The organism is Roseateles koreensis (assembly GCF_028595305.1).
Classification (GTDB): domain Bacteria; phylum Pseudomonadota; class Gammaproteobacteria; order Burkholderiales; family Burkholderiaceae_C; genus Paucibacter_A; species Paucibacter_A koreensis.
Genome location: NZ_JAQQXS010000004.1, coordinates 160,064 through 182,534, shown reverse-complemented (window position 1 = coordinate 182,534; position 22,471 = coordinate 160,064). Strand labels below are relative to the sequence as shown.

The 22,471-nt window shown below is 63.0% G+C and carries 18 protein-coding genes; 9 read left to right on the top strand and 9 right to left on the bottom strand.

The genetic code is table 11. The features are described from left to right. From PRZ01_RS05815 to PRZ01_RS05800, 4 genes are all read left to right on the top strand, one after another. Nucleotides 1-717 (top strand): class I SAM-dependent methyltransferase, encoded by a 717-nt coding sequence (locus tag PRZ01_RS05815; protein ID WP_273595823.1) that lies wholly within the window; start codon nucleotides 1-3, stop codon nucleotides 715-717. Beyond that, entirely contained in the window at nucleotides 714-2,228 is a 1,515-nt protein-coding gene (locus PRZ01_RS05810) for an AMP nucleosidase (protein WP_273595822.1), read from the top strand. Before PRZ01_RS05815 ends, PRZ01_RS05810 begins: the two co-directional genes overlap by 4 nt. A 107-nt stretch (nucleotides 2,229-2,335) precedes the next feature. Beyond that, the gene (locus PRZ01_RS05805; protein WP_273595821.1) at nucleotides 2,336-3,538 is read left to right on the top strand and encodes a GGDEF domain-containing protein; all 1,203 of its coding nucleotides are present in this window, start codon (nucleotides 2,336-2,338) and stop codon (nucleotides 3,536-3,538) included. 77 nt (nucleotides 3,539-3,615) lie between these two features. After that, nucleotides 3,616-4,299, top strand: coding sequence for a GNAT family N-acetyltransferase (locus tag PRZ01_RS05800; RefSeq protein WP_273595820.1), 684 nt, complete (start codon nucleotides 3,616-3,618; stop codon nucleotides 4,297-4,299). Between the two features lie 126 nt (nucleotides 4,300-4,425). Here PRZ01_RS05800 and PRZ01_RS05795 read toward each other — a convergent pair whose 3' ends face one another. The 5 genes from PRZ01_RS05795 to PRZ01_RS05775 all read right to left on the bottom strand — a co-directional run bounded on the left by PRZ01_RS05795 (nucleotide 4,426) and on the right by PRZ01_RS05775 (nucleotide 10,137). Further along, nucleotides 4,426-5,379: a porin gene (locus PRZ01_RS05795; protein ID WP_273595819.1), complete on the bottom strand. Its 954-nt coding sequence runs from the start codon at nucleotides 5,377-5,379 to the stop codon at nucleotides 4,426-4,428. Between the two features lie 201 nt (nucleotides 5,380-5,580). Further along, nucleotides 5,581-6,246, bottom strand: a complete 666-nt coding sequence (locus PRZ01_RS05790; RefSeq protein ID WP_273595916.1) for a histidine phosphatase family protein — start codon at nucleotides 6,244-6,246, stop codon at nucleotides 5,581-5,583. A 10-nt stretch (nucleotides 6,247-6,256) separates the two neighbouring features. Next, nucleotides 6,257-6,580 (bottom strand): DUF1840 domain-containing protein, encoded by a 324-nt coding sequence (locus PRZ01_RS05785; RefSeq protein WP_273595818.1) that lies wholly within the window; start codon nucleotides 6,578-6,580, stop codon nucleotides 6,257-6,259. A gap of 126 nt (nucleotides 6,581-6,706) precedes the next feature. Further along, complete coding sequence (locus PRZ01_RS05780) at nucleotides 6,707-8,857, bottom strand: putative bifunctional diguanylate cyclase/phosphodiesterase (RefSeq protein ID WP_273595817.1); 2,151 nt, start codon at nucleotides 8,855-8,857, stop codon at nucleotides 6,707-6,709. Next, on the bottom strand, nucleotides 8,854-10,137 hold the full coding sequence (locus PRZ01_RS05775; RefSeq protein ID WP_273595816.1) for an HD-GYP domain-containing protein: 1,284 nt from the start codon (nucleotides 10,135-10,137) through the stop codon (nucleotides 8,854-8,856). The genes PRZ01_RS05780 and PRZ01_RS05775 overlap by 4 nt, the downstream gene beginning before the upstream one ends. A 335-nt stretch (nucleotides 10,138-10,472) precedes the next feature. On the opposite strand from PRZ01_RS05775, the gene pcaF reads away from it, so the two are divergent. Together pcaF and PRZ01_RS05765 are read left to right on the top strand one after the other, a co-directional pair. Then, nucleotides 10,473-11,678, top strand: coding sequence for a 3-oxoadipyl-CoA thiolase (gene pcaF, locus PRZ01_RS05770; protein WP_273595815.1), 1,206 nt, complete (start codon nucleotides 10,473-10,475; stop codon nucleotides 11,676-11,678). A 268-nt stretch (nucleotides 11,679-11,946) separates the two neighbouring features. Continuing rightward, entirely contained in the window at nucleotides 11,947-12,714 is a 768-nt protein-coding gene (locus PRZ01_RS05765) for an IclR family transcriptional regulator domain-containing protein (RefSeq protein WP_273595915.1), read from the top strand. Between the two features lie 69 nt (nucleotides 12,715-12,783). Here the strand turns inward: PRZ01_RS05765 and PRZ01_RS05760 are convergent, their stop codons facing one another. Then, nucleotides 12,784-14,343: a 3-hydroxyacyl-CoA dehydrogenase gene (locus PRZ01_RS05760; RefSeq protein WP_273595814.1), complete on the bottom strand. Its 1,560-nt coding sequence runs from the start codon at nucleotides 14,341-14,343 to the stop codon at nucleotides 12,784-12,786. Nucleotides 14,344-14,351: 8 nt separating this feature from the next. Next, on the bottom strand, nucleotides 14,352-15,161 hold the full coding sequence (locus PRZ01_RS05755) for an enoyl-CoA hydratase-related protein (RefSeq protein WP_273595813.1): 810 nt from the start codon (nucleotides 15,159-15,161) through the stop codon (nucleotides 14,352-14,354). Between the two features lie 259 nt (nucleotides 15,162-15,420). On the opposite strand from PRZ01_RS05755, the gene PRZ01_RS05750 reads away from it, so the two are divergent. Together PRZ01_RS05750 and PRZ01_RS05745 are read left to right on the top strand one after the other, a co-directional pair. Further along, a complete protein-coding gene (locus tag PRZ01_RS05750; protein WP_273595812.1) occupies nucleotides 15,421-16,326 on the top strand; it encodes a type 2 periplasmic-binding domain-containing protein in 906 nt (301 codons plus the stop codon). Nucleotides 16,327-16,360: 34 nt separating this feature from the next. Beyond that, nucleotides 16,361-16,654, top strand: a complete 294-nt coding sequence (locus tag PRZ01_RS05745) for an antibiotic biosynthesis monooxygenase family protein (RefSeq protein WP_273595811.1) — start codon at nucleotides 16,361-16,363, stop codon at nucleotides 16,652-16,654. A gap of 15 nt (nucleotides 16,655-16,669) precedes the next feature. Here the strand turns inward: PRZ01_RS05745 and PRZ01_RS05740 are convergent, their stop codons facing one another. Together PRZ01_RS05740 and PRZ01_RS05735 are read right to left on the bottom strand one after the other, a co-directional pair. Further along, nucleotides 16,670-18,040: a GH1 family beta-glucosidase gene (locus tag PRZ01_RS05740; RefSeq protein WP_409993812.1), complete on the bottom strand. Its 1,371-nt coding sequence runs from the start codon at nucleotides 18,038-18,040 to the stop codon at nucleotides 16,670-16,672. 119 nt (nucleotides 18,041-18,159) lie between these two features. Further along, nucleotides 18,160-20,574 (bottom strand): TonB-dependent receptor, encoded by a 2,415-nt coding sequence (locus tag PRZ01_RS05735; protein WP_273595809.1) that lies wholly within the window; start codon nucleotides 20,572-20,574, stop codon nucleotides 18,160-18,162. A gap of 247 nt (nucleotides 20,575-20,821) precedes the next feature. Here PRZ01_RS05735 and PRZ01_RS05730 point away from each other — a divergent pair, with 247 nt between their 5' ends. Continuing rightward, the gene (locus tag PRZ01_RS05730; RefSeq protein ID WP_273595808.1) at nucleotides 20,822-22,435 is read left to right on the top strand and encodes a tryptophan halogenase family protein; all 1,614 of its coding nucleotides are present in this window, start codon (nucleotides 20,822-20,824) and stop codon (nucleotides 22,433-22,435) included. Nucleotides 22,436-22,471 lie beyond the last annotated feature (36 nt).

Below are 22,471 nucleotides of genomic sequence, written 5' to 3'. Positions count from 1 at the left end.
ATGCCACGCCTTCACACCACCCCGGCCAAGTCCTTGGGACCACCGTCGACTGAAACCCTGTATCAGTTTCGCGCGGGGCATTACGACTGGGAGTTGCAGCCGTTTGAGCCCCTGCGGCGCCTGGCCGTTGAGCACCTGAATCTGCGTGCCGGCCTGACGGTGCTCGACCTCGGCTGCGGCACCGGCTTGTCGCTGCCTCTGCTGCGCGAAGCCGTGGGGCCGACAGGCCGCATCATTGGCATTGAGCAATGCCCCGCCATGCTGGCACATGCCCGGCAACGGGTGGCCGACCAGGGTTGGCGCAATATCGACCTGATGAGCACGCCGGTGGCGCAGGCCGACCTGGCGCCGGATTTGCGGGCTGATGCCGCGCTCTTCCACTTCACCCACGACATCTTGCAAGACCCTGAGGCCCTGCGCCATCTCAGCCATCATCTGCGGCCGGGCGCCACGCTCGTAGCCACCGGCCTGCGTTGGGCGCCGCCCTGGGCCTGGGCCACCAATATGTGGGTGATGGCTGCGGCCTTTTACTCGGTCGCGTCGTTGCAAGGCCTGGATTGCCCCTGGCAGTTGCTGCAAGCGCAGGTTGATGATTTGCAGATTGAGCACCACCTGTCGGATGCGGTCTATCTGGCCTGGGGTACGCTGAACATTCACCCGCAACCGGCGCCCCGACAAATCGGTCGAACCGGTCGAACCGAGAACCCCGCCGCATGAGCTTCACCCCACCGTTTTTCGCACCCCAGCATTTCAACGACCCGGCGGCGGCGCTGGCTCATGCCCAACAGATCTATGCGACCAGCGTGACACATCTGCGCAAGGCCTTGCAACGCTTTGTGGCTGGAGAAGCCTTGAGCGGGCCGGTGCGAGCCTGCTACCCCTTCGTCCGGCTTCGCTGCGGCACGGTTGACCGTGCGGATTCTCGTTTGGCCTTTGGCTTTGTGGCCGGCCCCGGCACCTATGAAACCACCTTGACCCGCCCCGATCTGTTTGCAGATTACTTCAAGGCCCAGTTTGATTTGCTGATCCGCAACCACGGCGTGACACTGGAGGTGGGGTCCAGCAACCAACCCATTCCCCTGCACTTTGCCCTGGGCGAGCATGAACACTTCGAAGGCTCCTTGCCGCCGGAGCGGCGGCGGTGCCTGCGTGATCTGTTTGATTTGCCCGACCTCGCCGCCATGGACGACGGCATTGCCAACGGCACCCAAGACCTGCCCCCCGGCGCGGCGCAGCCGCTGTCCCTCTTCACGGCGCCGCGGGTGGACTACTCACTGCACCGCTTGCGCCACTACACCGGCACCCAGGCCGAGTACTTTCAGAATTTCGTGCTTTTCACCAACTACCAGTTCTACATCGATGAGTTCGTGCGGATGGCACGTGAGTTGATGGCCAGCGCCCCCGACCCCGCGCAGGCCAGTGAGTTCGACGACTGCATTGCCTTTGTCGAACCCGGTAACGTCGTCACCCGACGGACAGGCTGCGCCCCCGAACCCGCTGATGCCCTGGGCGCCCTGCCCCCGCGTCTGCCGCAGATGCCAGCCTATCACCTGGTCAGAAAAGACGGCAGTGGCATCACCCTGATCAATATCGGTGTCGGCCCCGCCAACGCCAAGACCATGAGCGATCACGTCGCTGTACTGCGCCCCCATGCCTGGCTGATGCTGGGGCATTGCGCGGGCCTGCGCAATAGCCAGCAGTTGGGCGACTATGTGCTCGCACATGCCTATGTGCGAGAGGACCATGTGCTGGACGAAGAACTGCCGCTTTGGGTCCCCATTCCGCCCCTGGCGGAAGTACAAGTCGCGCTCGAACAAGCCGTGGCCGATGTCACCCAACTCAGCGGTTTCGAGTTGAAACGCATTTTGCGCACCGGCACCGTGGCCTCGACGGACAACCGCAACTGGGAGCTATTGCCCAACGACCGCCATGGCGGCCCCGAGCGACGCTTCAGCCAAAGTCGCGCCATCGCGCTGGACATGGAGAGCGCCACCATTGCTGCCAACGGCTTCCGCTTCCGCGTGCCTTATGGCACCTTGCTCTGTGTCAGCGACAAGCCCCTGCACGGCGAGATCAAATTGCCGGGCATGGCCGATCAGTTCTATCGGGCGCGTGTCGACCAGCATCTGCGCATCGGCCTGCGCGCGCTTGAACTGCTGCGCGCCAACCCCTTGGGTCAGTTGCACAGCCGAAAGCTGCGCAGCTTTGCCGAAGTGGCCTTCCAGTAGAGAATCCACAAAGCCGGCCACTGCAAGACAACACCGCCAGAGCACCGCCGAACACGTCCAAACCCCTGGCCAAACATCCAGCCACCACGCTCCAAACAGCCTTCGCAATGTCCTTTGACAACCCCACCCTCTTCAAACTGCTGCTGCTTCAAGCACTGACAGCGGCTGTACTGATGCTGGTTTTGACAGGCCGCCATGCCAGTGCCGCGACACGGCGAGCGGTGGGTTTTTTGGGTCTGCAGGCCATGGGGTGGCTGATGCTGGCCAATGCCGAAGGGGGCGCTGGGCGCCTGCTGATGAGCCTGTCCATGCTGGCTTTCAGCGCCAGCCTGAGTCTGCTGTGGTGGGCCTTGCGCCTGTGGCTGGGGCCGCAACCGGGTCGCGTGTTGTTGATCCTCGCGCCGCTCTTGATGCCCTTGGTCTACGCCCTGCAATTCGAGGACAGCACCTTCCGCGTGGCGTGGGCGCACGGGTGGCTGAGCCTGCAGTTGGCGCTGATCATCTTGAATTTGGTCGCGCCCGCCCGACAAAGCCTCACCCTTGACCGCCCAGCCAAATCCGGCCCCAATGCACCACACGCCCTGGACAATCGCCGCTGGCGCGCACTGCTGCTCTGCGCCGTCGTTCCGGTTGGTCTGCTGAGCCTGCTGCGTGGTGGCATGGGCTTGCTAGATCCCCAATTGCGCAGCCTCTTGATGCCCGCGACCATCAACAGCGTGTTGGCACTCAGCCTGCAATGGGCGCTCACGACCACCCTGCTCGGTTTGATCCTGGCATGGCGTGGCGAGACGGAACAAGAGCTCGCGCACCTGGCGCAGACCGATGGCCTCACCGGCCTGGTTGACGCCCGCGCCTTTGCGGCCCGCACCGTAGACATGATCTCGATGGCGCGCCGTCACCGGGAGCCTTTGGCCCTGATGATTCTCGACATCGACCACCTCGCTGCCATCAACGCCACGCACGGCATGGAAGCCGGCAACAAGGCTCTGGCCTTGTTCGGCAGTTGCCTGCAAACGCAAATGCGCCTGGGCGACTTGGCCGGACGCATCGGCGGCGAGGAGTTTGGCGTGCTGATGGCGCGCTGCGAGTCGCAAGGCCCGCAAGCCCTGGACAAGCGCATGCGTGAGACGCTGGCACGCCGGGCGGTTTCCGAGCTCGGGTTCGAGCTGAATTTCAGCGCAGGATGGGCCAAACTACGCCACGGCGACCGCCACATCCAGGATCTGATGCGCCGAGCCGAGACCGCCGTCTACGAAGCCAAACATGCCGGCCGCGGTCAACTGTACGCAGAACCTGGTCTGGAGATTTGACGCCGCGGCAGCTGGCACAAGCCTTGCGTACCATCCACGCATTGTCCCCACAAGGGGCGCTTTCCCTGCCTGCCGCCATGCTCCGATTCACGCGCACTGCCGCCGCCACCTACGCCCCAGGTTTCCTGCCGGCTGCACCGTCTTCATCCACCGTCAGCCTGACCGTCGCCGAGCGCGCCAGCCGGGCCACCCCGGCACGCATCCCTGCGTTGGCTCTGCGACTGATCAAACTCGGGGCGAACGACAGCCACTGGCTGGGTCCTTTGTGCGATGTGCTGATCGACAGCGTGCATCGGGGTGCCAGCTTGGGATTTTTGGCCCCCTTGTCACGCGGTGCAGCCGAAGATTACTGGCGGGGCGTGTTGGCACAACTGGGCCCCTATTTGTCGCTGTGGATTGCGGTCGACGACGAAGGGCATGTCGGACCGGAGACCGGCCAAACGCCACGCCTGCACGGTACCGTGCAACTGGCCATGTGCCCACTGCTCAATGCGCACCATCGTGGCGAGGTACGCGGGCTGATGGTGCACAGCCAGTCTCGGGGGCGCGGCGTGGCCAGCCGGTTGATGACACGGCTTGAATGCACAGCCCAGACCTCAGGGCGCCAATTGCTGGTCTTGGAAACACCGGCTGGCTCACAAGCCGAAGCGGTATACACCCACCTCGACTGGCAACGGGCGGGTGAAATTCCGGCTCATTCAACCTGCGCCGAAGGCCGCCTGCACAACACCGCCTTGCTGTTCAAACGCCTGAATTGCTGAGGTGAATCTGCTTGCCATGCAGGCATCACCCCTGCAGCCGTGGCAATTTTTCTCAAAAAAAAAGCGGCCCGAGAGCCGCTTTTTTTGATCCGCAACAGCCCCGAAGGACTGGGAGTTGCGTCGATCTCAGAAGTTGTGGCGAATGCCCACAGCCAGGGAGTCGAAGTCACCAACGTGGTGATCAGCCGTGCTGTCCACAGCCGTGTAGAAAGCGTAGACCTTGGTACGCTTGCTCAGGTTGTAGTTGTAGGCCAGGGTGTACTGCTTGGCGCCATTGGTCATGAAGCTGCCATTGCCGCCAGAGGTGGTGCCACCGACGTTGATGTGGAACTCGGAAGCGCCCAGGGTGTACATGGCGGACACGCGGCCAATGTCACGTGCCTTGTAGCCGTTGCCGGTTTCTTCACGCTGGTAGTAGCCACCGAAAGTGAAGGCGCCCAGCTCATACAGGCCGCGCACGGCGTACTGGCTGCCATCGCCTTGGCTGCTGTAGCCAGCGCCCAGGTGCAGAGGGCCCATGTCGTAGTTCAGGGCTGCGTCATAGGCGTGCTTTTCAACACTGGTGCCGACCTTGGCGCCTTCGCCGGCGTGCACGGAGAACTCACCGGTCAGGCCGCCGATGTTGGGCAGGAAGTAGCCCACCTTGTTGCCAGTCGTCCAGCCGATGCCAGAGTACAAGGCGTCAGACGAGGTGCCGGTGTCATGGTTGTGCATGGACACATAGTCAGCCGTGGCGAAGTACGAACCGTTGAACCACAGACCGGCCTTGATGGCACCGAAAGCGCCGCTCAACTGCACAGCAGCTTCACGATTCCAGAAAGCGGTGCTGGTTTGCTTGCCGTCGTCGGAGTTCAGGCCATGCTCCAGCATGAAGCTGGCTTTCAAGCCGCCGCCCAGGTCTTCATTGCCCTTGAAACCCAGACGCGAAGAGTTGTTTTGCACGGCCACAACGCGGTCGGCGTCGCCGGTCTTCTGGCTTTCAACCGAAGTGTTGATACGGCCCCACAGGGTCACCGAGCTTTGTGCAAATGCGGGAGCTGCAACGGCTGCCAGAGCTGCCACGAGAGCGATCTTTTTCATCGTTTACCTTTGTGAGTTGAGTTGGAGACCAGACACAGTCCAGTCCTGCTACGCAATGTGGAGCGAGTATAGAAGTGCAAAGTCGGCGAGGAAATTGTTCGACGCGAAATTGCAACACTTATCAGCTATACACGCGCTGGTGAATTTCAGCACTTGCATTCCGGTGGCCCTTCGCCACGCGGCAAAACGGGCGCGAAAAAATCAAGCCGACCGCTCCTTGATCTCGTCCAGCGGGCGATCAAACCCGGCCAGATGTTCAAGATGCGACTCGTCGTTCCAGCCCACGACACTGAATCCTTCGGGCGAGTACAGCAGCCGGTTGATGGCCGCGTTGCCCAGCTTCCAACTGCGGGAGGCGGTCAACGACAGGCGCATGCCGGCGCGGTGCAGGCAGTCCATCACGCCGCCATGGCTCACCACCACGATGGTCTGGCCCGGATGCGCACGCGCCAGTTCGGTCACGGCTTTCACGCTACGGGCATAAAAGTCCTGCAGCACTTCTCCGCCCTCGGCACCGAAAGTGGGGTCCCGGCGGCGCCAAGCCTCGCTTTGCGCGGGCCAGCGCTCAGCGATTTCCTGCCAAGTCAGGCCTTCAAAGCAACCAAAAGCCCGCTCCCGCAAGCGCGGCTCCAGTTGCAGCGGCAGGCCTTTTTCGTCGGCTATGGCTTCAGCCGTCTGGCGGGCACGCTGCAAATCGCTGGCGTACACGGCGGCCACCGACTCGTCTTTCAAGGCGAGCGCCAACTGCCGCGCCTGGGCCACGCCCTGCGTATTGAGCGGAATGTCCAAATGGCCCTGGAGCCGGGTTTCGCGATTCCAGGCCGTTTCTCCGTGGCGGATGGCCAGGATGCGCGTTGTGTGGTCCAGCGGCATGGGCTCAGACTCCCCAGACCACATCGTTGTCGGCCTTCAGTGAGTAGCGCAGCAACTCCAGAAACGGCCAGGCACGCTGCTTCAGGCTGACCTCGGCCCGCCTGGGCGGTGGCTCGCCCGCTGCAACGGCCTCGGCCACGGCCGCCGCAAACTGAGCTTCGTCCGCGTCAACCGCCTGCGCCAATGCCGCAATGGCTGCGGCCTGCTCGGCCACGGCCACAATGCCTTGAGGCGCAGGCGTTTTGCCGATCAGGCGAAGCACTTGATCGCCCTGGGGACCGAGCATGATCACATCGGCGCCAGCCTTGGATTTGAATTTGTACAGCACGCGAGTCTCCTTGAAACCGGGGGTTCAGAACTGTCAGCACTCGCATTGTGCTTGCTTGGTGCCGGCCACTGATATTCGCCCGTCACGCAGACCGCAGGTGCCGAAAAGGCGAACCCGGCGGGAGAATCAGCGGTGAATCCCACCAACAAAGGGGAGCGTCACACGGCCCGGCGAAACCCAGCGCGAGGCGGGCCATACGCGCTCTTCAAAGACCTGGGGCTCCAGGGAGGGCGCGAAGAGAAAGCCCTGAAACTCGTCGCATCCGGCGCGCGCCAGAAACTCCCGCTGCGCCTCGGTTTCCACGCCTTCAGCAATCACGTGCAGGCGCAGCGCCTGGCCCATCTGCACGATGGCATGGACGATGCCCGCGTCACTGGCGTCACCCGGCAGGCCCTTGATGAAGCTGCGGTCGATCTTCAGGCGTTGGATCGGAAAGCGCTTCAGATACGCCAAGCTGGAATAGCCGGTGCCAAAGTCATCAATCGACATGCACACCCCCAGCGCCGCCAGGGCTTGCATGCGGTGTAACGCCTCTTCGGCATCGCCGAGCAACACGCCTTCGGTGAGCTCAAGCTCCAGCAAGTCAGGCGGCAAGCCCGACGCGCGCAGGGCGCTGGCCACCGTGCTAGCGAAGCTGTCTTGTTGAAACTGCAAGGCCGAAACATTCACGGCAACCGGCATGCGCCGGCCCTTGCGCAACCAGATCGCTGCTTGCTCAACCGCTTGCTGCAGCACCCAGTCGCCAATGGCAACAACGAAGCCGCTTTCTTCGGCCACCGGAATGAATTCAGCCGGCGAAATATCGCCTCGCAAGGGATCACGCCAGCGAATCAAGGCCTCGGCGCCAATCACCTGCCCCGTACGCAAGTCGATTTGCGGCTGATATTGCAGGCGAAACTGCCGCTCCTGCAGAGCTTGGCGCATGGCGTGATCCAACCGCATGCGCGACAGCAGATCCACGTCTTTGCGCGGGCGGTGGAAGTGGAAAGTGCCGCGGCCGCTCTCCTTCACCCAATGCATGGCCCGCTCGGCACTGGCCATCAGTTCATCGGCACTGCTGCCGTCCCCCGGAAACAGCGCAATGCCGGTGCTGCACGTAACGGTAAAACTCAGCGTGTCGAAGTTGAAGGGCCGGGACATGGTTTCCTGGATCCGACGCGCTGCGTTTTCTGCGCCGCGCGCATCGGCCTGATGAATCAGCAACGAGAACTGGTCGCCGCCAATCCTGGCGACCGAGTCCACCTCGCGCAGGCTGTCTTTGAGCCGCTCCCCCACCTCTTTGAGCACGCGGTCGCCATAGGTGTGACCCAGGGTTTCATTGATCTGCTGAAAGCGGTCGAGGTCCACGACCAACAGTGCAAAAACATTGTTCTCGCGCCGGGCCACGGCCTTCATGTATTCAATGCGCTCGGCCAGGGCGCGGCGATTCGGCAGGCCGGTGAGCAGGTCAGAATGGGCCAACTCTTCAATCCGCTGGCTGGCGGCGAGCTTTTCGCTCAGATCGCGGAAAGAATACACCCGCCCGATGGGCCGCCCTTTGGTGAGCTGCGGCAAGGACACCCGTTCCAGCACCCGGCCATCGGCCAACTTGATGATGTCGCTGCTCTGCATCAGCGGCGCATCTTGTATGGCGCTCAAGCGCTGCGCATAGCTGCCGTTGTCCATGACGCTGCGCCGCATCCAAAGCTGCACGGCCTCGTCATCACGTTCACGCAGCAGATCAGCGGGAATGCCCCACAAGGTCGCAAAGCGTCGATTGAAGGCGCGCATGCGGCCTGCCAAGTCCATCACCAATATGCCGTCGGCGGTGGACTCAAGCGTGGCTTGCAATTCAGCCACCAGGGATTCACGTTCGTCCTCGCTTTGACGCTGGCGCGTTTGGTCGCGCATGACCACCATCCAAAATCCGTCTTGCTTGCCACGCGGGCCCGACAGCGCCACAAAACTCACCCGCCGGGTCACCCACAGCATGCGCCCGTCGGCATGGCGCATGAGGGTGTCGGAGTTGAGGGTGGACTCGGTGTCCGCAGCGGCCTCCATCCAGAACATGGCGTCTTCAGGCGTCTGCGCCAGGCTGTCGACGATTTGCCCCACCAAAGCCTCAGCCGCATAACCCAGCAGCTGAACGGCTGCGGCATTGACCGCAAGAATATTGCGGCTGCGCCCGTCGACCAGCCAAGCAGCTTCCAACATGCCTTCAAGCAAGGCCGTATAAGCCTGGAGGTGCGCATGGCACTCCGGGCTCGACGTCGGTACCTGAAGGCTGAACACGTTCACGCAGCAAGATCCTTCTGGCCGCTGCCCTCACCCAAGGCCTCGAAGAAATAGGCAACACGCGTTCGGGGGCTGAGATAGTCCAGTGACGCCCGCGGCAACTGCTGTGCCTTCAGACTGCGTCGGATGCCCAAATCAGGTTGGTCTTCCAGATTCAAAATCAAGGCCTCTTCGCGGGGTACCTTGACATCGTGAACCATCACCCGCGGCTTCAGGGGCCGGGACGAATTGACAGCCACCACCAGCGCATACCGATCGTCGGTCAGTTGTACTGCAGAACCAGGCGGGTAGACACCCATCATGCGGATAAAGGCATTCAACATGGTGGCGTCAAAGCGATTGCGCCCCTGGGCGAACATGAGCGACAAAGCCTCATGCGGCGTCATGGCCTTGGAGGCCAACAAGGGGTTGCACAGCCCGTCAAACCGATTCACCAGGGCCACGATGCGCGCAGCCGCGCTCATCTTGTCCATATTGATGCGCTGCGGAAAGCCGCTGCCATCAGCATTTTCATGGTGCTGGGCAATCACGAGCAAAGGCCCCGGCGGCAAGCCCATGCTTTGCGCGATGGCGACCCCCTTGGCCACGTGGCCTTGGTAGGCCTGCATCTCAACGGCGGAAAAGCTTTCGTCGCGGTTGCGCAGGCGGGGCAGCAGGTCGATCTTGCCCACATCGTGCAAGATCGCACCCACGCCCAGATCCAGCAATTCAGCGCGCCCCAGGCCAAAAGCCCGACCCAGCAGCAGCGAGATGATGGAGACGTTCAAGGCGTGCGCGGTGCCACGGTCGCCTGCCCCTTCATTCAAGAGCCGGATATTGAGATCGCCCTCCACCAGCATCTTGTCCAGCAAGGCATTGGTCAAGGCCAAGGACTGGTCTTTGGCGCAGGTGGGGTCTCGCGGAACCAGATCCATCATGTCGCGAAAACTTTGCGCCGCCTCGCCGTACTGACGCTCGCAGAGGTTCAAGGCAGCGTTTTGCGCTTCCAGGGCCTTGCGGTGCGCCTCCAGCGCCAACGCCTCAGCAGACGGCGCCTCGGGCACAGCCACTTCGACGGGCGTAGGCGGCAAAGGCGTGGCATCGGCCAGCAAATCGCTGCGGCCGGGACTCCAACGCACCTGCGTCAAACCGAGGCGACGAAGTATCTGCAGCTGATCCTCAGAGCCCAACTTGAAGCTGCTGAGTGGAAAGGGATGGGCCATCCACCCGAGATCCAGGTGAATGAACATGCCCACTTTCAACTGACTCACATCGATCAAGGGATCGGTCGTTCTGTCCTTCATATTCTCTCTACGCCGGTTCATTGAGGCGCCCTCAGGTCCAGCATCGGCAAGCGCTTGCCAAAACTTAAGCCGCCAAGCGCCTTTCCACGCAAAGCGCGCTTTTTATCCACAAGGATGTGGAAATTCTCACGCCACGCGGCCGCTCAAGCCATCCCCAATGCACGCCACTTACCTGCAAAATGTTCGCAACTAGAACAAAAGTTCATTAAATGAACATTTTTTGTCCCACATACTGATCCTGCCGCCATTGACGCTGAAGGGGAAGCTGGCAAGCTCTGCATTCTTCCCCAACAAAGCTCGGGCCGGGTGTTTCACCCCGCCCCAAAAAATCAGCCATGTCCGACGCTTTCATCTGCGATGCCATTCGCACGCCTTTTGGCCGTTACGGCGGTGCCTTGTCTTCCATCCGTGCGGATGATTTGGGCGCAATTCCCCTGCGGGCCCTCATGCATCGCCATCCCGGTGTCGACTGGGCGGCGGTAGATGACGTGCTGTACGGCTGCGCCAACCAAGCCGGCGAAGACAACCGAAATGTGGCGCGAATGTCAGCCTTGCTGGCGGGTTTGCCGCTCACGGTGCCCGGTGTGACGCTGAATCGCTTGTGCGGATCGGGGCTGGACGCCGTGGGCTCGGCGGCCCGGGCGATTCGGGCCGGTGAAGCTGAATTGATGCTCGCCGGTGGCGTGGAAAGCATGAGCCGGGCGCCCTTCGTCATGCCCAAGGCAGACAGCGCCTTCTCCCGCAGCAACGCCATCTACGACACCACCATCGGCTGGCGCTTCGTCAACCCGCTGATGCGTGACCAGTACGGCGTGGACTCCATGCCCGAAACCGCCGAAAACGTCGCCGCCGAATTCGGCATCGAACGCGAGGCCCAGGACCGCATGGCGCTGGCCAGCCAGCAGCGTGCCGTGGCGGCCCAGGCCAGCGGTTTTTTCGCGCGTGAAATCGTGCCGGTCAGCGTGCCCCAGAAAAAGGGCGATCCCCTGATCGTCGATCGCGACGAACATCCGCGCGCCACCAGCCTGGAGGCCCTGGCCAAGCTCAAAAGCATCGTCAAACCGGGCGGCAGCGTGACGGCAGGCAATGCCTCGGGTGTCAACGACGGCGCCTGCGCGCTGCTTCTGGCGAGTGAGGCGGCGGCCTTGCGGCACGGCCTCACGCCACGCGCCCGTGTTGTGGGCATGAGCACCGCCGGCGTCGCACCGCGGCTCATGGGCATCGGCCCGGCGCCCGCCAGCCAACGCGTGCTGGCACTGACGGGGTTGACACTGGCGCAGATGGATGTGATCGAACTCAATGAAGCCTTTGCCGCCCAAGGCCTGGCCGTACTCCGGCAATTGGGCCTGGCGGACGATGACCCCCGCGTCAACCCCAACGGCGGCGCCATTGCGCTGGGGCACCCCCTTGGCGCCAGCGGCGCCCGCCTGGTCACCACGGCGCTGAATCAGTTGGAGCAGAGCGGGGGGCGCTACGCCCTGTGCACCATGTGCATCGGGGTGGGGCAAGGCATTGCCTTGATCATTGAGCGGGTTCGGTAACGGCTCGTTGCAAGGCGGCAGCCACGGCCCTCAGCGCGCCGGGTCTTGCCGCGCAGCACCAAACAGGGGCGGTCGCGTGCGATAGCCGCCCTTGATTACGGAATCTATACAGACGGGCACCAACCTGACTTTTATAGTCAGGTTCTTTGACTCGCGTGCCGCCGTTTGTCGGTGCGCCGCTCTCGGCCCCGCCATGTCTGCTGCCCACGTTATTGAAGACCCCACCCTTGCCGCCGCGCCAAACGCCGGTGCCCATCCTGTGGCCGAAATGCCAGCACCCGGGCCACTCAAGCGAGACTTGGTGGCCGGCCTGGAAAAAGGTCTGGCGGTGATTGAAGCCTTCGACCAGGAACGCCCCCGCCTGACCATCAGCGAAGTGGCGGTACGCACCGGCCTCACCCGCGCTGCGGCGCGGCGCTACCTGCTGACCCTGACGCATCTGGGCTTTGTGTCGCAAGACCGCAAAATGTTTGCCCTGACCCCGCGCGTGCTGCGCCTGGGCCAGAGCTATATGCACTCGGCAAGGCTGCCGCGCATCGTCGAGCCCGAATTGCACAAACTGGCTTTTGCCTTGAAAGAAGCCAGTGCCGCTGGCGTGCTGGACGGCGGCGACGTCATCTGTATTGCCGCCACCAGTGCCGGCCGCACGGTCTCCCCGAGCCTGCAACCCGGCGCCCGTGTGGCCGCCCACTGCTCAGGCAACGGGCGGGTTTTGCTGGCCGCATTGCCACCGGAACAAGCCGATGCATGGATTCAAAGCCAAGCCTTGCAAGCCTGTACGCCCCACACCATCACCGACCCCCAGCGCCTGCGGCAAGAAGTCGCACGGGCCCGCTCACTCGGCTACGCCTGCATCGATCAGGAGCTTGAGCTGGGCCTGCGCACGCTGGCCGTCCCCCTGCACAATTACAAGGGTGAGGTGGTGGCCGCGATGAACATCAGCACCCACGCCTCGCGCCTGAGCATGGAGCAGCTGGTGGCGCAGTGCCTGCCACCGCTGCTGCAGGCGCAGGCGCATTTGCGAATGCTGCTCTGAGCGCGTCCTTACGCCCATCAAACGCCCATCAGTACGCCCTCAACAAGCCCTCCAACCCTCAGGCCTTGATCAGGCAGCGCCCCAACGCCGCATCTGGATCAGGGGGCTGATGCGGTAACGCTCGCTGCGATAGGTCTCAAACAAGCGCTCCAGCAATTCAACAATCGGCACGGCGCCCAGTTGGGCCAGCCATTCAAAGGGGCCTGACGGGTAGTTCACCCCGAGCTTCATAGCCAGATCAGCGCCCGCCGCGTCACACACCCCTTGCCAGACCGCGTCTGCGCCCTCGTTGACCAGCATGGCCACCGTGCGCGCCACCACCAAGCCCGGCACATCGCGCAAGGTCAGTGGAACCCAGCCCAAGGCTTGCCAAAGCGCGGCCATCTGCGCACGGCCTAACGCACTCAGCTGCGGCGCGCAAGCTACGGCGAGGGCCTCCACCCGATCAGGCGCCACGGGCCAATCCATCACCACCCAGTCCGCGTGCCCGGACTCATGCGCCCACTGCGCCGCCGTGCGCCCGCAAGTCAGCGGAACCCGCACGTCGCCCACCAGCAAACCGGTCCAGTGAGCCCCCCCGACCGCGGCGACTGCCTCATGCCGCGTGAAATCAACCCCCTTGTGCGTCAGCCAACGACCCAAGCCGTCCAGCAGCGGCCCCTGGCCGACCAGGCTTACGGGCGGCAGGCTCTCAAGACCGGGGGCGATGGGCTCCGCCGCGCCAGCCTCGGCAAGGTCTGCGCCATAAAACCCCTTGCCGACCTTGCGCCCCAGCCGTCCACCGTCCACCAGGGCCTGCTGCACCAGCGAGGGCACAAAACGCCGGTCGCCATAGTTGGCGTTGAACACCGATTGCGTCACGAGAAAGTTGGTGTCATGCCCAATCAAGTCCATCAACTCGCATGGGCCCATGCGAAATCCCGCGCCACGCAAAGCGCGATCCAATTGCGCCGGGGTGCCTGCCTGCTCTTGCAGCAGACTCAAGGATTCAGCGTAGTAAGGGCGAGCAATCCGGTTGACGATGAAACCAGGCGTTGAGCGCGCGTGCACCGGCGTCTTGCCCCAAAGGCGCGCCAGGGCCTCGATGGCGTGCGCCACGTCGGGTCGGGTTTCAGCCCCCGACACCACCTCCACCAGCTTCATCTGCGGCACCGGATTGAAAAAATGCATGCCCACCAAACGGCCGGGTGTCGCCATGCCGTTGGCCAGCGCCGTGATGCTGATCGACGAGGTGTTGCTGGCAATCAGCGCATCCGGCGGCAACAAGGCGTCCAGGGCTTGCAGCAGTTCACGCTTAGGTTCCAGCCGTTCAACGATCACCTCGATCACCAGGGCGGCGTCCGCCAACTCGCTCATTTGAGAGGCCGGGCTGATGCGCTCAAGTAACGCGTCACGCTGCTGGGCGGTCATGCGACCCTTGTCCACCAGGCCAGCGAGCCCCTTGGCGATCTGCGCCACGGCGGCCTGCGCGGCCCCGTCCCGCACATCCATCAGCGCCACCGGGTGGCCGGCCTGCGCCGCCACTTGCGCAATGCCTGCCCCCATCACCCCCGCGCCAATCACGGCCACTTTCGTCCGCTCAGCCGGCTGTTGGGCAATGCGCCACGAACTTGTTTGAGTCTCTGTCACGGTTGCGCTCACTTTGTCGATATCGATGTGGATATTGAAGGCGCCCAGGCGGGCGCACGTTTGTCCAGAAAGGCGGCGAACCCTTCCCGTGCTTCACCCCCCACGCGCACCCGCGCGATGGTTTGTGCGGTCAACTCACGCACCTCGGCAGTCAAGGGGCCTGGCGCCAACTGCCCGAACAGGCGCTTGATTTCAGCCTGCGCCTGCGGGCCGCTGAGCAGCAGTTCATCCACCCACCGTTGCACCGCAGTGTCCAGGGCGTCAATCGCAACCACCTCGTGCAGCAGCCCCATGGCCAAGGCGTCGGCAGCGGTGATGCGGCTGGCCGTCAAGGCCAATCGCCGAGCCTGGCGCAAACCCACCGCGTTGATCAAATGCGGGCCAATGACCGCGGGCAGAATGCCCAGCCGCGCCTCACTCACCGCCAGCCGGGTCTCCGTGCTGGCCACAGCCACATCACAGGCCGCCACCAAGCCCACGCCGCCGCCCAAGGCCAGGCCGTGTACCCGCGCAATCGTGGGCTTTGAACACGCGGCCAGTTGCGACAAGGTTTCGGCAAAACTGCGGGCGTCCTGCTCATTCCAGGCCTGTGTGGCCTGGGCCGCGCGCTTCATCCACTGCACATCGGCCCCGGCGCTGAACACCTTGCCCGCACCGGCCAGCACCACCACACGCACCTGCGGGTTCGCGCTGCATTGCGCAATGGCTTGGCCCAACTCAGCAATCATGGTTTCATCGAAAGCGTTGAACACCTCCGGTCGATTCATGGTCAAGTGCGCCACACCGTGCGCACTGACCGACAGTTGCAACGTTTCCACCGCAGTCTCCTTGTGAAGCGTTGCAGTATCTCAGTTTCGACCGATCGGTCGAATTAGTGTTTATCGGCATGGTTGTTGTCCCGTTTGTTTGCAACTGCGAACGGATTTACATCGCACAATCAAACCAGCAGCAACAGATTTGCTTCAACCCGCACACTCACACCGACACGTTCAAGACATGGAAATGCAGCCGACATTGCGTCAGGGCAAAGCGCCCCACGGGCCGCATCTTGTCATGCGCTTCGCCTTGGGACACGGCATGCACCTGACCCTTTCCTGCTGGCTGGCCTTGCAGTTCTGCCTGCCCCTCACCGCGGCCCAGGCGGAAGCGGCCACCGAGCCGTTGTTGGTGAAGCACTCGTTCTCGCAGCAGCAAAACGCCACCGTCATCAGCTACGAGTTGGCCGTGCTGACCCTGCTGCTGGACAAGACCGTTGCCACCCACGGACCCTACCGCCTGCAGGCCAGCCCGGTGGTGACGCAAAAACGCGCGTTTCTGGAGTTGGCAAGTGGCTCGGTGAGCATTCTCAGCTCCATGACCTCGCGCGAGCGCGAGGCGCAATCCATTCCGGTTCGAGCCTGTCTGTATCGCGGCCTGTTGGGCGTTCGCCTGCCGGTGGTGCTGAAGTCGCGCCACGCAGAATTAGACGAACTCAGCCACCTTGACGATGAGGCGGAGCTTCGCAAACGGCTGAGCGTCGGCCAGGTCAGCGATTGGCCGGATGCCCATATCTTGAGCAGCAACGGCTGGCACGTGGAGCGCCTACCGCGCCTGAGCACCTTCCCTGAAATGCTCAAGCGCCAACGTATCGACGTTTTTCCACTGGGTGCCGTCGAGGTCTATCCCATTGTGGATGCGCTGCCCGATTTGACCGTGCTGGACACCTGGCTGATTGCCTACCCGTCTGCCTACTACTTCTTCGTCAGCCCGCAGCAACCGGCCCTCGCGCAACGGCTGCGGGCGGCGTGGGACATGGTGCTGGCCGACGGCAGCTTTGACGCCATGTTCGAGCAATGGGTGGGCCCGCAATTGCGGCACTCGCAACTGAGCCAGCGCCGCTGGCTCATACTGAAAAACCCTGACCTGCCTGAGGCCACGCCCCTGCGCGATGGCCGCTTGTGGCACCCCCTGGTGCGGCAGCGGCTCTTGAGTCATACACCCTGATCCAATCCACAACCCCTGAACCCTGAAAGCCCCCATGATTCTTGAAATCGCCGATATCCGCATTCACCCCGGCCAGCAAGAGGCCTTTGAAGCAGCCATTCAAAAGGGCCTGACCACCGTGATCGCCCAAGCGCAGGGTTACCTCGCATCCCGCGTGGAGCACTGCGTTGAATCGCCCGAGCGCTATGTGCTGCAGATCGAATGGGCCACGCTGGAGGACCATACAGTGCACTTCCGTGGCGGGCCGCTGTTCACGGCATGGCGCGCCATCGTCGGCCCCTTCTTTGCAGCGCCGCCCCTGGTGGAGCATTTCAACCGCGTGGTCTGAGCGCGGGGCGGGCGATCAACCTGGCTGGTGCGGCTGGTGCGCCTTGATCAAGCCGCGATACCAATGGGCGCTGTCTTTGGCGAGCCGCTGCTGCGTGCCGTAATCGACGTGGAACAAGCCAAAGCGCTTCGTGTAGCCTGAATTCCATTCGAAATTATCGAGCAGGCTCCAGTAGAAATAACCCCGCACATCAGCGCCCAGGTCCACAGCCGTAGCCAGTGCCTCCAGGTGGCTGCGCAGGTAGGCGATTCGTGCCACGTCGGGCACACGGCCATCAATCACTTCATCGGCATTGGCCATGCCGTTCTCGGTGATGTAGATCGGCGGGGGCGCGTAGTCGCGGGTCAAGCGCAGCAGGTGTTGCGTCAAGGCCTGGGGATAAACCTCCCAGCCCATATCGGTAAAGCCCATTTTTCCGGGTGCCGGCATGCCGGGCTGGCGCGTGCTGATGAAGCTGCGGGTGTAGAAGTTCACGCCCAGAAAATCCAAAGGCTGCTGGATCAGGGCCAGGTCTTGCGCCTCGATCTTTGGTGCGTCGTCACCCAAATAGGCGATGACATCGGCCGGGTAGCTGCCGCGAAAGATCGGGTCCATATACCAGCGCAGTGTCAGCCCGTCGTCGATGCGCGCGGCAATGCGGTCGGCCTCGATGGGCTCAGCGGCGAAGGACGGCGTGTGATTCAACACCACGCCCAACGGCGTACGCGTGAGCGGGCGCATCGCCACGATGGCCGCGCCGTGCGCCATCATCAAATGGTGCGAAACCTGCATGGAGACGCCCCGATCGGTGATGCCGGGGGCGAACTGCGCCGTCTCATAGCCCAAGGTCGCCACGCACCAGGGTTCATTCAAGGTGGCGATGCTGGCCACGCGGTCGCCAAAGCGCCGCGCCACTTCCGCCGCGTAGGCGGCGAACAGCGGCACGACCTCGCGCGAGGTCCAGCCGCCGAATTCATCGTGCAGCGCTTGCGGTAAATCCCAGTGATACAGCGTCAAATGCGCCTGGATGCCGGCGGCCTGTAATTCATCGAGCACATGCGCATAAAACGCAAAACCCGCTTCATTCCAGGCGCCCTTGCCGGTGGGCTGCACGCGTGGCCACGCCATCGAGAATCGATAAGCTTTAAGACCCAACCACTTCATGCGGGCCACGTCTTCCTTGACCCGGTGATAGTGGTCGCAGGCCACGTCGATATTGGAGCCGTCCTTGATGCGGCCGGGCTCGCGGCAGTAGCGGTCCCAGATCGACTCGCCCTTGCCGTCCTCAAAAGCGGCGCCTTCGATCTGAGCCGCACTGGTGGCGGAGCCCCACACAAAATTCGGGGTAAATCGGCCGGCCAGCGCCGCCCAATCTGGCGATGCGTCTGAAGTGGGTGCGGTCGTCATGTTCATGGTGGCCCAAAACCGGGCTCAAGATAGATTCAAAAATTGGCAGAACGGCTTGCGCCAGGCCTTGCCCCGCCGAGTGGGCGGAGCAAGGCCCTTGCTTGCATGCTTGCTTGCGCTTAGAAGCTGTAGCCGGCGTTGACCTGCACCGTGCGCGGTGCCTGGTACTGCGCTGTCCAGATCGCGGTGTCGACCGTGCGGTTCTGGCCACCGCTACCTGCGCTGGTCTTGATCAGCTGATCCGTCACGTTACGCACGAAGCCGTCCACATACCAGTTCTTCTTGGCTGCATAACGCAGGCCCAGGTCCAGCGTGGCGTAGGCCTTTTGCTTGTCGCCATCACCCAGGTTGAACACCGACAACCAGGTGTCCGTCTGGTAGTGCGCGCTGGCACGCGGGGTCAGGGTGGCGCCGCTCTCCAGGTCAAAGTTGTGCTCGTACTGCAGCTGCAAGGCGAACTTCGGGGCGTGCGGCAGCTCGTGGCCGGTCACGTCCATGCAGTTGGTGGTCTTGTCAGAGAAGCAAACCGGCAAGATGTAGTCGTTGGTCTTGCCCACCAGATGACCCAGCTTGGTCTTGGTGAACGACGCGGCCAATTGCAGACGACCGTTGTTACCCACCAGCGTGGCCACCTCGACTTCAGCGCCCGACACCTTGGCGCCCTCCGCGTTGTCGTAGGCAAAGCCGCGCGTACCGTCCGGATTGGTGATGGCCGACGAGAACTGGAAGTCCTTGAAGTCCATGTAGTACACGCTGGTGTTGAAGGTCATGCGGCCGCCCATCAGCTTGGTCTTCAGGCCGGCCTCATAGTTGGTCAGCGTTTCAGGGCCGTAAGGATGGCCGCCGTCGCCGGTGCCGCCCGACTTGTAGCCGGTGGACACGCTGCCGTAGACCATGGCGTCTTTGCTCAAGTCGTAACCCACGCGGGCCAGATAGGTGGTCTTGTCGTTGGTGTAGACCGCGCTGTTGTGGTCACCCTGCGCGTAGCCCGGCTGGGTCTTGGGGTCGAAGTTCGCGTTCAAGGGGGTTTGCGGCACCGTGGCGTCGTACTGCCAAGTCCAGCTGCCACCGCCCACGTTTTCGCGGCGATCGGTGGTGAAGCGTACACCGCCCGTCAGGTGCAGTGCATCGCTCACGTTGAAGGTCGCCTGGCCAAAGACGGCCTTGGTTTCCACCGTTTCCTTGGGCTGGATGAATGAGCCCTGCCACGCCACGGAACCCTCTTGCGTGCCGTTCATGATGGGGATATCGAAGCGGATGCCGTTGTCCTCCGCCGCGTAGTAAGCGCCCAAGATCCAGTCGAGGGTCTTGCGACCGCTTGAAGCCAGCGTGACTTCATGGCTTTGGCTGTTGTACTTGGACCAGACAGTGTTGTTGTTCTGGTAGCGAGCGTTCGGGTCGTCAAAGTAGGTCGGCACCACCATGCCGCCCTGCGCGTCAAACGTGCTGGAGCCCTTGAAGCGGCCCATGCCGGCGGTGTAGGCCAGGATCATGTCGCCCAGGTCGTACTCCATGTGGCTGCGCACATTGGTGGAGTCGCGCACCAGGGTGGGTGCCACTTCGATCAGGGCCGACCATTGCGACTCACCCGCACGCGGGGTTTGCATCAGGTTCATTGACGGTGTGCCACGGTCGCGGAACTGCTCCACCGAGAGGTCCCAACTGAACGCCGCCGTCGGCTTCCACAGCATGCTCACGCGCACGGCGCTTTGATCTTGCGCGTTGTACTTGGGGCCGTCCTGCACGAACAAGTTCGTGTTCATCGGCTTGAAAGTCGCCAGGGTGCCGCCATTGGCAATGTATGCAGCCTGCTGGCTGGCCACGCTCAGGTTGGGACCCTTTTGAAAGTCGACATACCCGTCATGCTGCTCGTGCACAAAAGCCACGCGGAAAGCCAGCGTATCGCTGACAGGCATGTTCAAGGCGCCACGCATGCCCATGCGCGAATAAGTACCGATGCCCGCTTCCACATAGCCCGACTGGTCATTCAGCTTGGGCTTGGCGGTCTTCAAATTGATGGTGCCCACCGTGGAGTTGCGGCCCCACAGCGTGCCTTGCGGGCCCCGCATCACCTCCACACCGTCCAGGTCGAACATCAGAGTCGACGCGCCTTCAGGGCGGGGCGAGAACACACCGTCCACGAACAGCGAAACTTCCGGGTCCGCGTACTCGGTCTTGGCACTGTCATTGCCGATACCGCGCAGCGTGACGCTGACGATGCCGTGATCGCCCTGGCCCGTTCCCTGCAGGCTGGGGACCAGATTGAACACGTCCAGCAAGGAGTTGACGCGGTTGTCTTCCAGCGAAGTGGCATTGATGGCGGTCACCGCCACAGGCGTGCGCTGCAAAGACGTGGCGCTCTTGGTGGCCGTCACGATGACGGTGGGCAACTCCTTCGAGTCCGCAGCCTTGGCAGCGGCTTCAGGAGCTTGCGACTGGGCGTAGACCGACGAAGCGCCGGCCAACAACGTAACCACCGCCAGTTGGACGGGGCTGCCTAGGAACTTACGGAATCCGGATGCATGGCTGCTCATAGTGTCTCCTGTTGTGTTTGGAACTTCAGCGTTCCGAGTCAGGTCGAATCATGACCTGCTAACGCCATCGATTGACGGCGCCCTTTTGATGAGGCGAGCGGATATTAATGAACAAATGACAACGCTGTCAATACAAAATGACAACGCTGTCGTTTACCCTGATGACGCGGTTTTTGAGCCCTTATTGGCACTACATTCTTGCGATCAAAAGGCCGGCCGCAGTGCGGATCGAGCGGAGACAAAGTCAATGAATGCAATCAAAAACGTCCTCATCGTGGGCGGCGGCACGGCCGGCTGGCTGACGGCGGGCTTCCTGGCCAAACAGCTGGGCGGCCCCCAGCAACAAGCGGTGCACATCACGGTGGTGGAGTCCAGCGACATCCCCACCATCGGCGTCGGTGAAGGCACCTTCCCGTCCATTCGCGGCACGCTGTCGCTGCTGGGCATTGACGAGGCCCGCTTTCTGCGCGAGTGCAGCGCCACCTTCAAGCAAGGCATCAAGTTCGTCGATTGGGTGCGGCCGGCGGGGTCAGTGGGAACAGACCATTATTTCCACCCCTTCAGCCTGCCCAGCCAACGCAGCCAGGGCTTGGAGTTGCTGCCCTACTGGCTGCTCGGCGCGGCGGGGGGTGATGTGGCCTTTGCCGAAGCGGCCACCATGCAAAAGAAAATTGCCGATGCCCACCGTGGCCCCAAACGCTTGAGCGACGGGGACTACCTCGGGCCGATGAATTACGCCTACCACTTTGACGCGGGGCGTTTTGCCACCCTGCTCTGCAAGCATGCCCAAAGCCTCGGGGTACAGCGCCAAATTGCCACCGTCCAGCGCGTTGAGCTGGCCCCCGATGGCAGCATTGCGGCGCTCCACACCGCGGAGGCGGGCCGCCTGGAGGCTGACCTGTATATCGACTGCAGCGGTTTTCGCGCCACGCTCATCGGCGACGCGTTGGGTGCGCCCTTCCGGGACGTGAACGACGTGCTCTTCGTCGATCGCGCGCTCGCCATGCAAGTGCCCTATGAGCGCCCGGATGCCCCCATCCCCTCCTACACCATCTCCACCGCGCATGAAAGCGGCTGGACCTGGGACATCGGCCTGCAAGAGCGGCGCGGCATCGGCTACGTCTACTCCAGCCGCTACACCGACGACGCCCGCGCTGAAGCCGTGCTGCGCCAATACGTCGGCCCGCAAGGCGAGGGCGTCAGCGCCCGGCCGCTCCAGCTGCGCGTGGGCTACCGGGAAACGCAGTGGATCAAGAACTGCGTGGCCGTTGGCCTGTCGGGCGGCTTTGTCGAACCCCTCGAAGCCTCGGGCATCGGCGTGATCGAGACCGCCGCCTTCTTGATCAGCTTCTTGTTTCCGCGCGACGGCAATCTGGCCCCGGTGGCCAAACAGTTCAACACGCTGATGGTGGCGCGCTACGAGCGCATCGTCAATTTCGTCAAACTCCATTACTGCTTGTCTCAGCGGCGTGACAACGCCTTCTGGACCGACAACTGCAACCCCGCCTCCATTCCTGAGGCCCTGCAAGAGCAATTGGCCATGTGGCGCCACCGCCCGCCGCACCGGCTTGATTTCATCAGCGACCTGGAGATGTACCCACCCACCAGTTGGCAATACGTGTTGCACGGCATGGAGTACGGCTGCGACATTAGCGCCAGCCGGGCGGCCTACCCTCGCATGGAAGAAGCCATGCGTGAATTTCAGACCATCCGCCAGGTGTCACAACAAGCCCTGGCCGATTTACCGCCGCACCGGGCCTTGATTGAACAGATGTGTGCCCGTCCCTCCCAAAAACCAGCGCAACAGGCGCCCAGCCGTTCGTTCGCTCACCCGTCGTTGCTCACGACCAAATTGCTATGACCACCTCCATCGCACCGCCGGTGCCCACCGCGCTCG

Bases quoted from the DNA above. Each gene is read 5' to 3' on its own strand.
- PRZ01_RS05815 (WP_273595823.1), top strand. From the start codon at position 1: ATGCCACGCCTTCACACCACCCCGGCCAAGTCCTTGGGACCACCGTCG.
- PRZ01_RS05810 (WP_273595822.1), top strand. From the start codon at position 714: ATGAGCTTCACCCCACCGTTTTTCGCACCCCAGCATTTCAACGACCCG.
- PRZ01_RS05805 (WP_273595821.1), top strand. From the start codon at position 2,336: ATGTCCTTTGACAACCCCACCCTCTTCAAACTGCTGCTGCTTCAAGCA.
- PRZ01_RS05800 (WP_273595820.1), top strand. From the start codon at position 3,616: ATGCTCCGATTCACGCGCACTGCCGCCGCCACCTACGCCCCAGGTTTC.
- PRZ01_RS05795 (WP_273595819.1), bottom strand. From the start codon at position 5,379: ATGAAAAAGATCGCTCTCGTGGCAGCTCTGGCAGCCGTTGCAGCTCCC.
- PRZ01_RS05775 (WP_273595816.1), bottom strand. From the start codon at position 10,137: ATGAAGGACAGAACGACCGATCCCTTGATCGATGTGAGTCAGTTGAAA.
- pcaF (WP_273595815.1), top strand. From the start codon at position 10,473: ATGTCCGACGCTTTCATCTGCGATGCCATTCGCACGCCTTTTGGCCGT.
- PRZ01_RS05765 (WP_273595915.1), top strand. From the start codon at position 11,947: ATGCCAGCACCCGGGCCACTCAAGCGAGACTTGGTGGCCGGCCTGGAA.
- PRZ01_RS05750 (WP_273595812.1), top strand. From the start codon at position 15,421: ATGCACCTGACCCTTTCCTGCTGGCTGGCCTTGCAGTTCTGCCTGCCC.
- PRZ01_RS05745 (WP_273595811.1), top strand. From the start codon at position 16,361: ATGATTCTTGAAATCGCCGATATCCGCATTCACCCCGGCCAGCAAGAG.
- PRZ01_RS05740 (WP_409993812.1), bottom strand. From the start codon at position 18,040: ATGACGACCGCACCCACTTCAGACGCATCGCCAGATTGGGCGGCGCTG.
- PRZ01_RS05735 (WP_273595809.1), bottom strand. From the start codon at position 20,574: ATGAGCAGCCATGCATCCGGATTCCGTAAGTTCCTAGGCAGCCCCGTC.
- PRZ01_RS05730 (WP_273595808.1), top strand. From the start codon at position 20,822: ATGAATGCAATCAAAAACGTCCTCATCGTGGGCGGCGGCACGGCCGGC.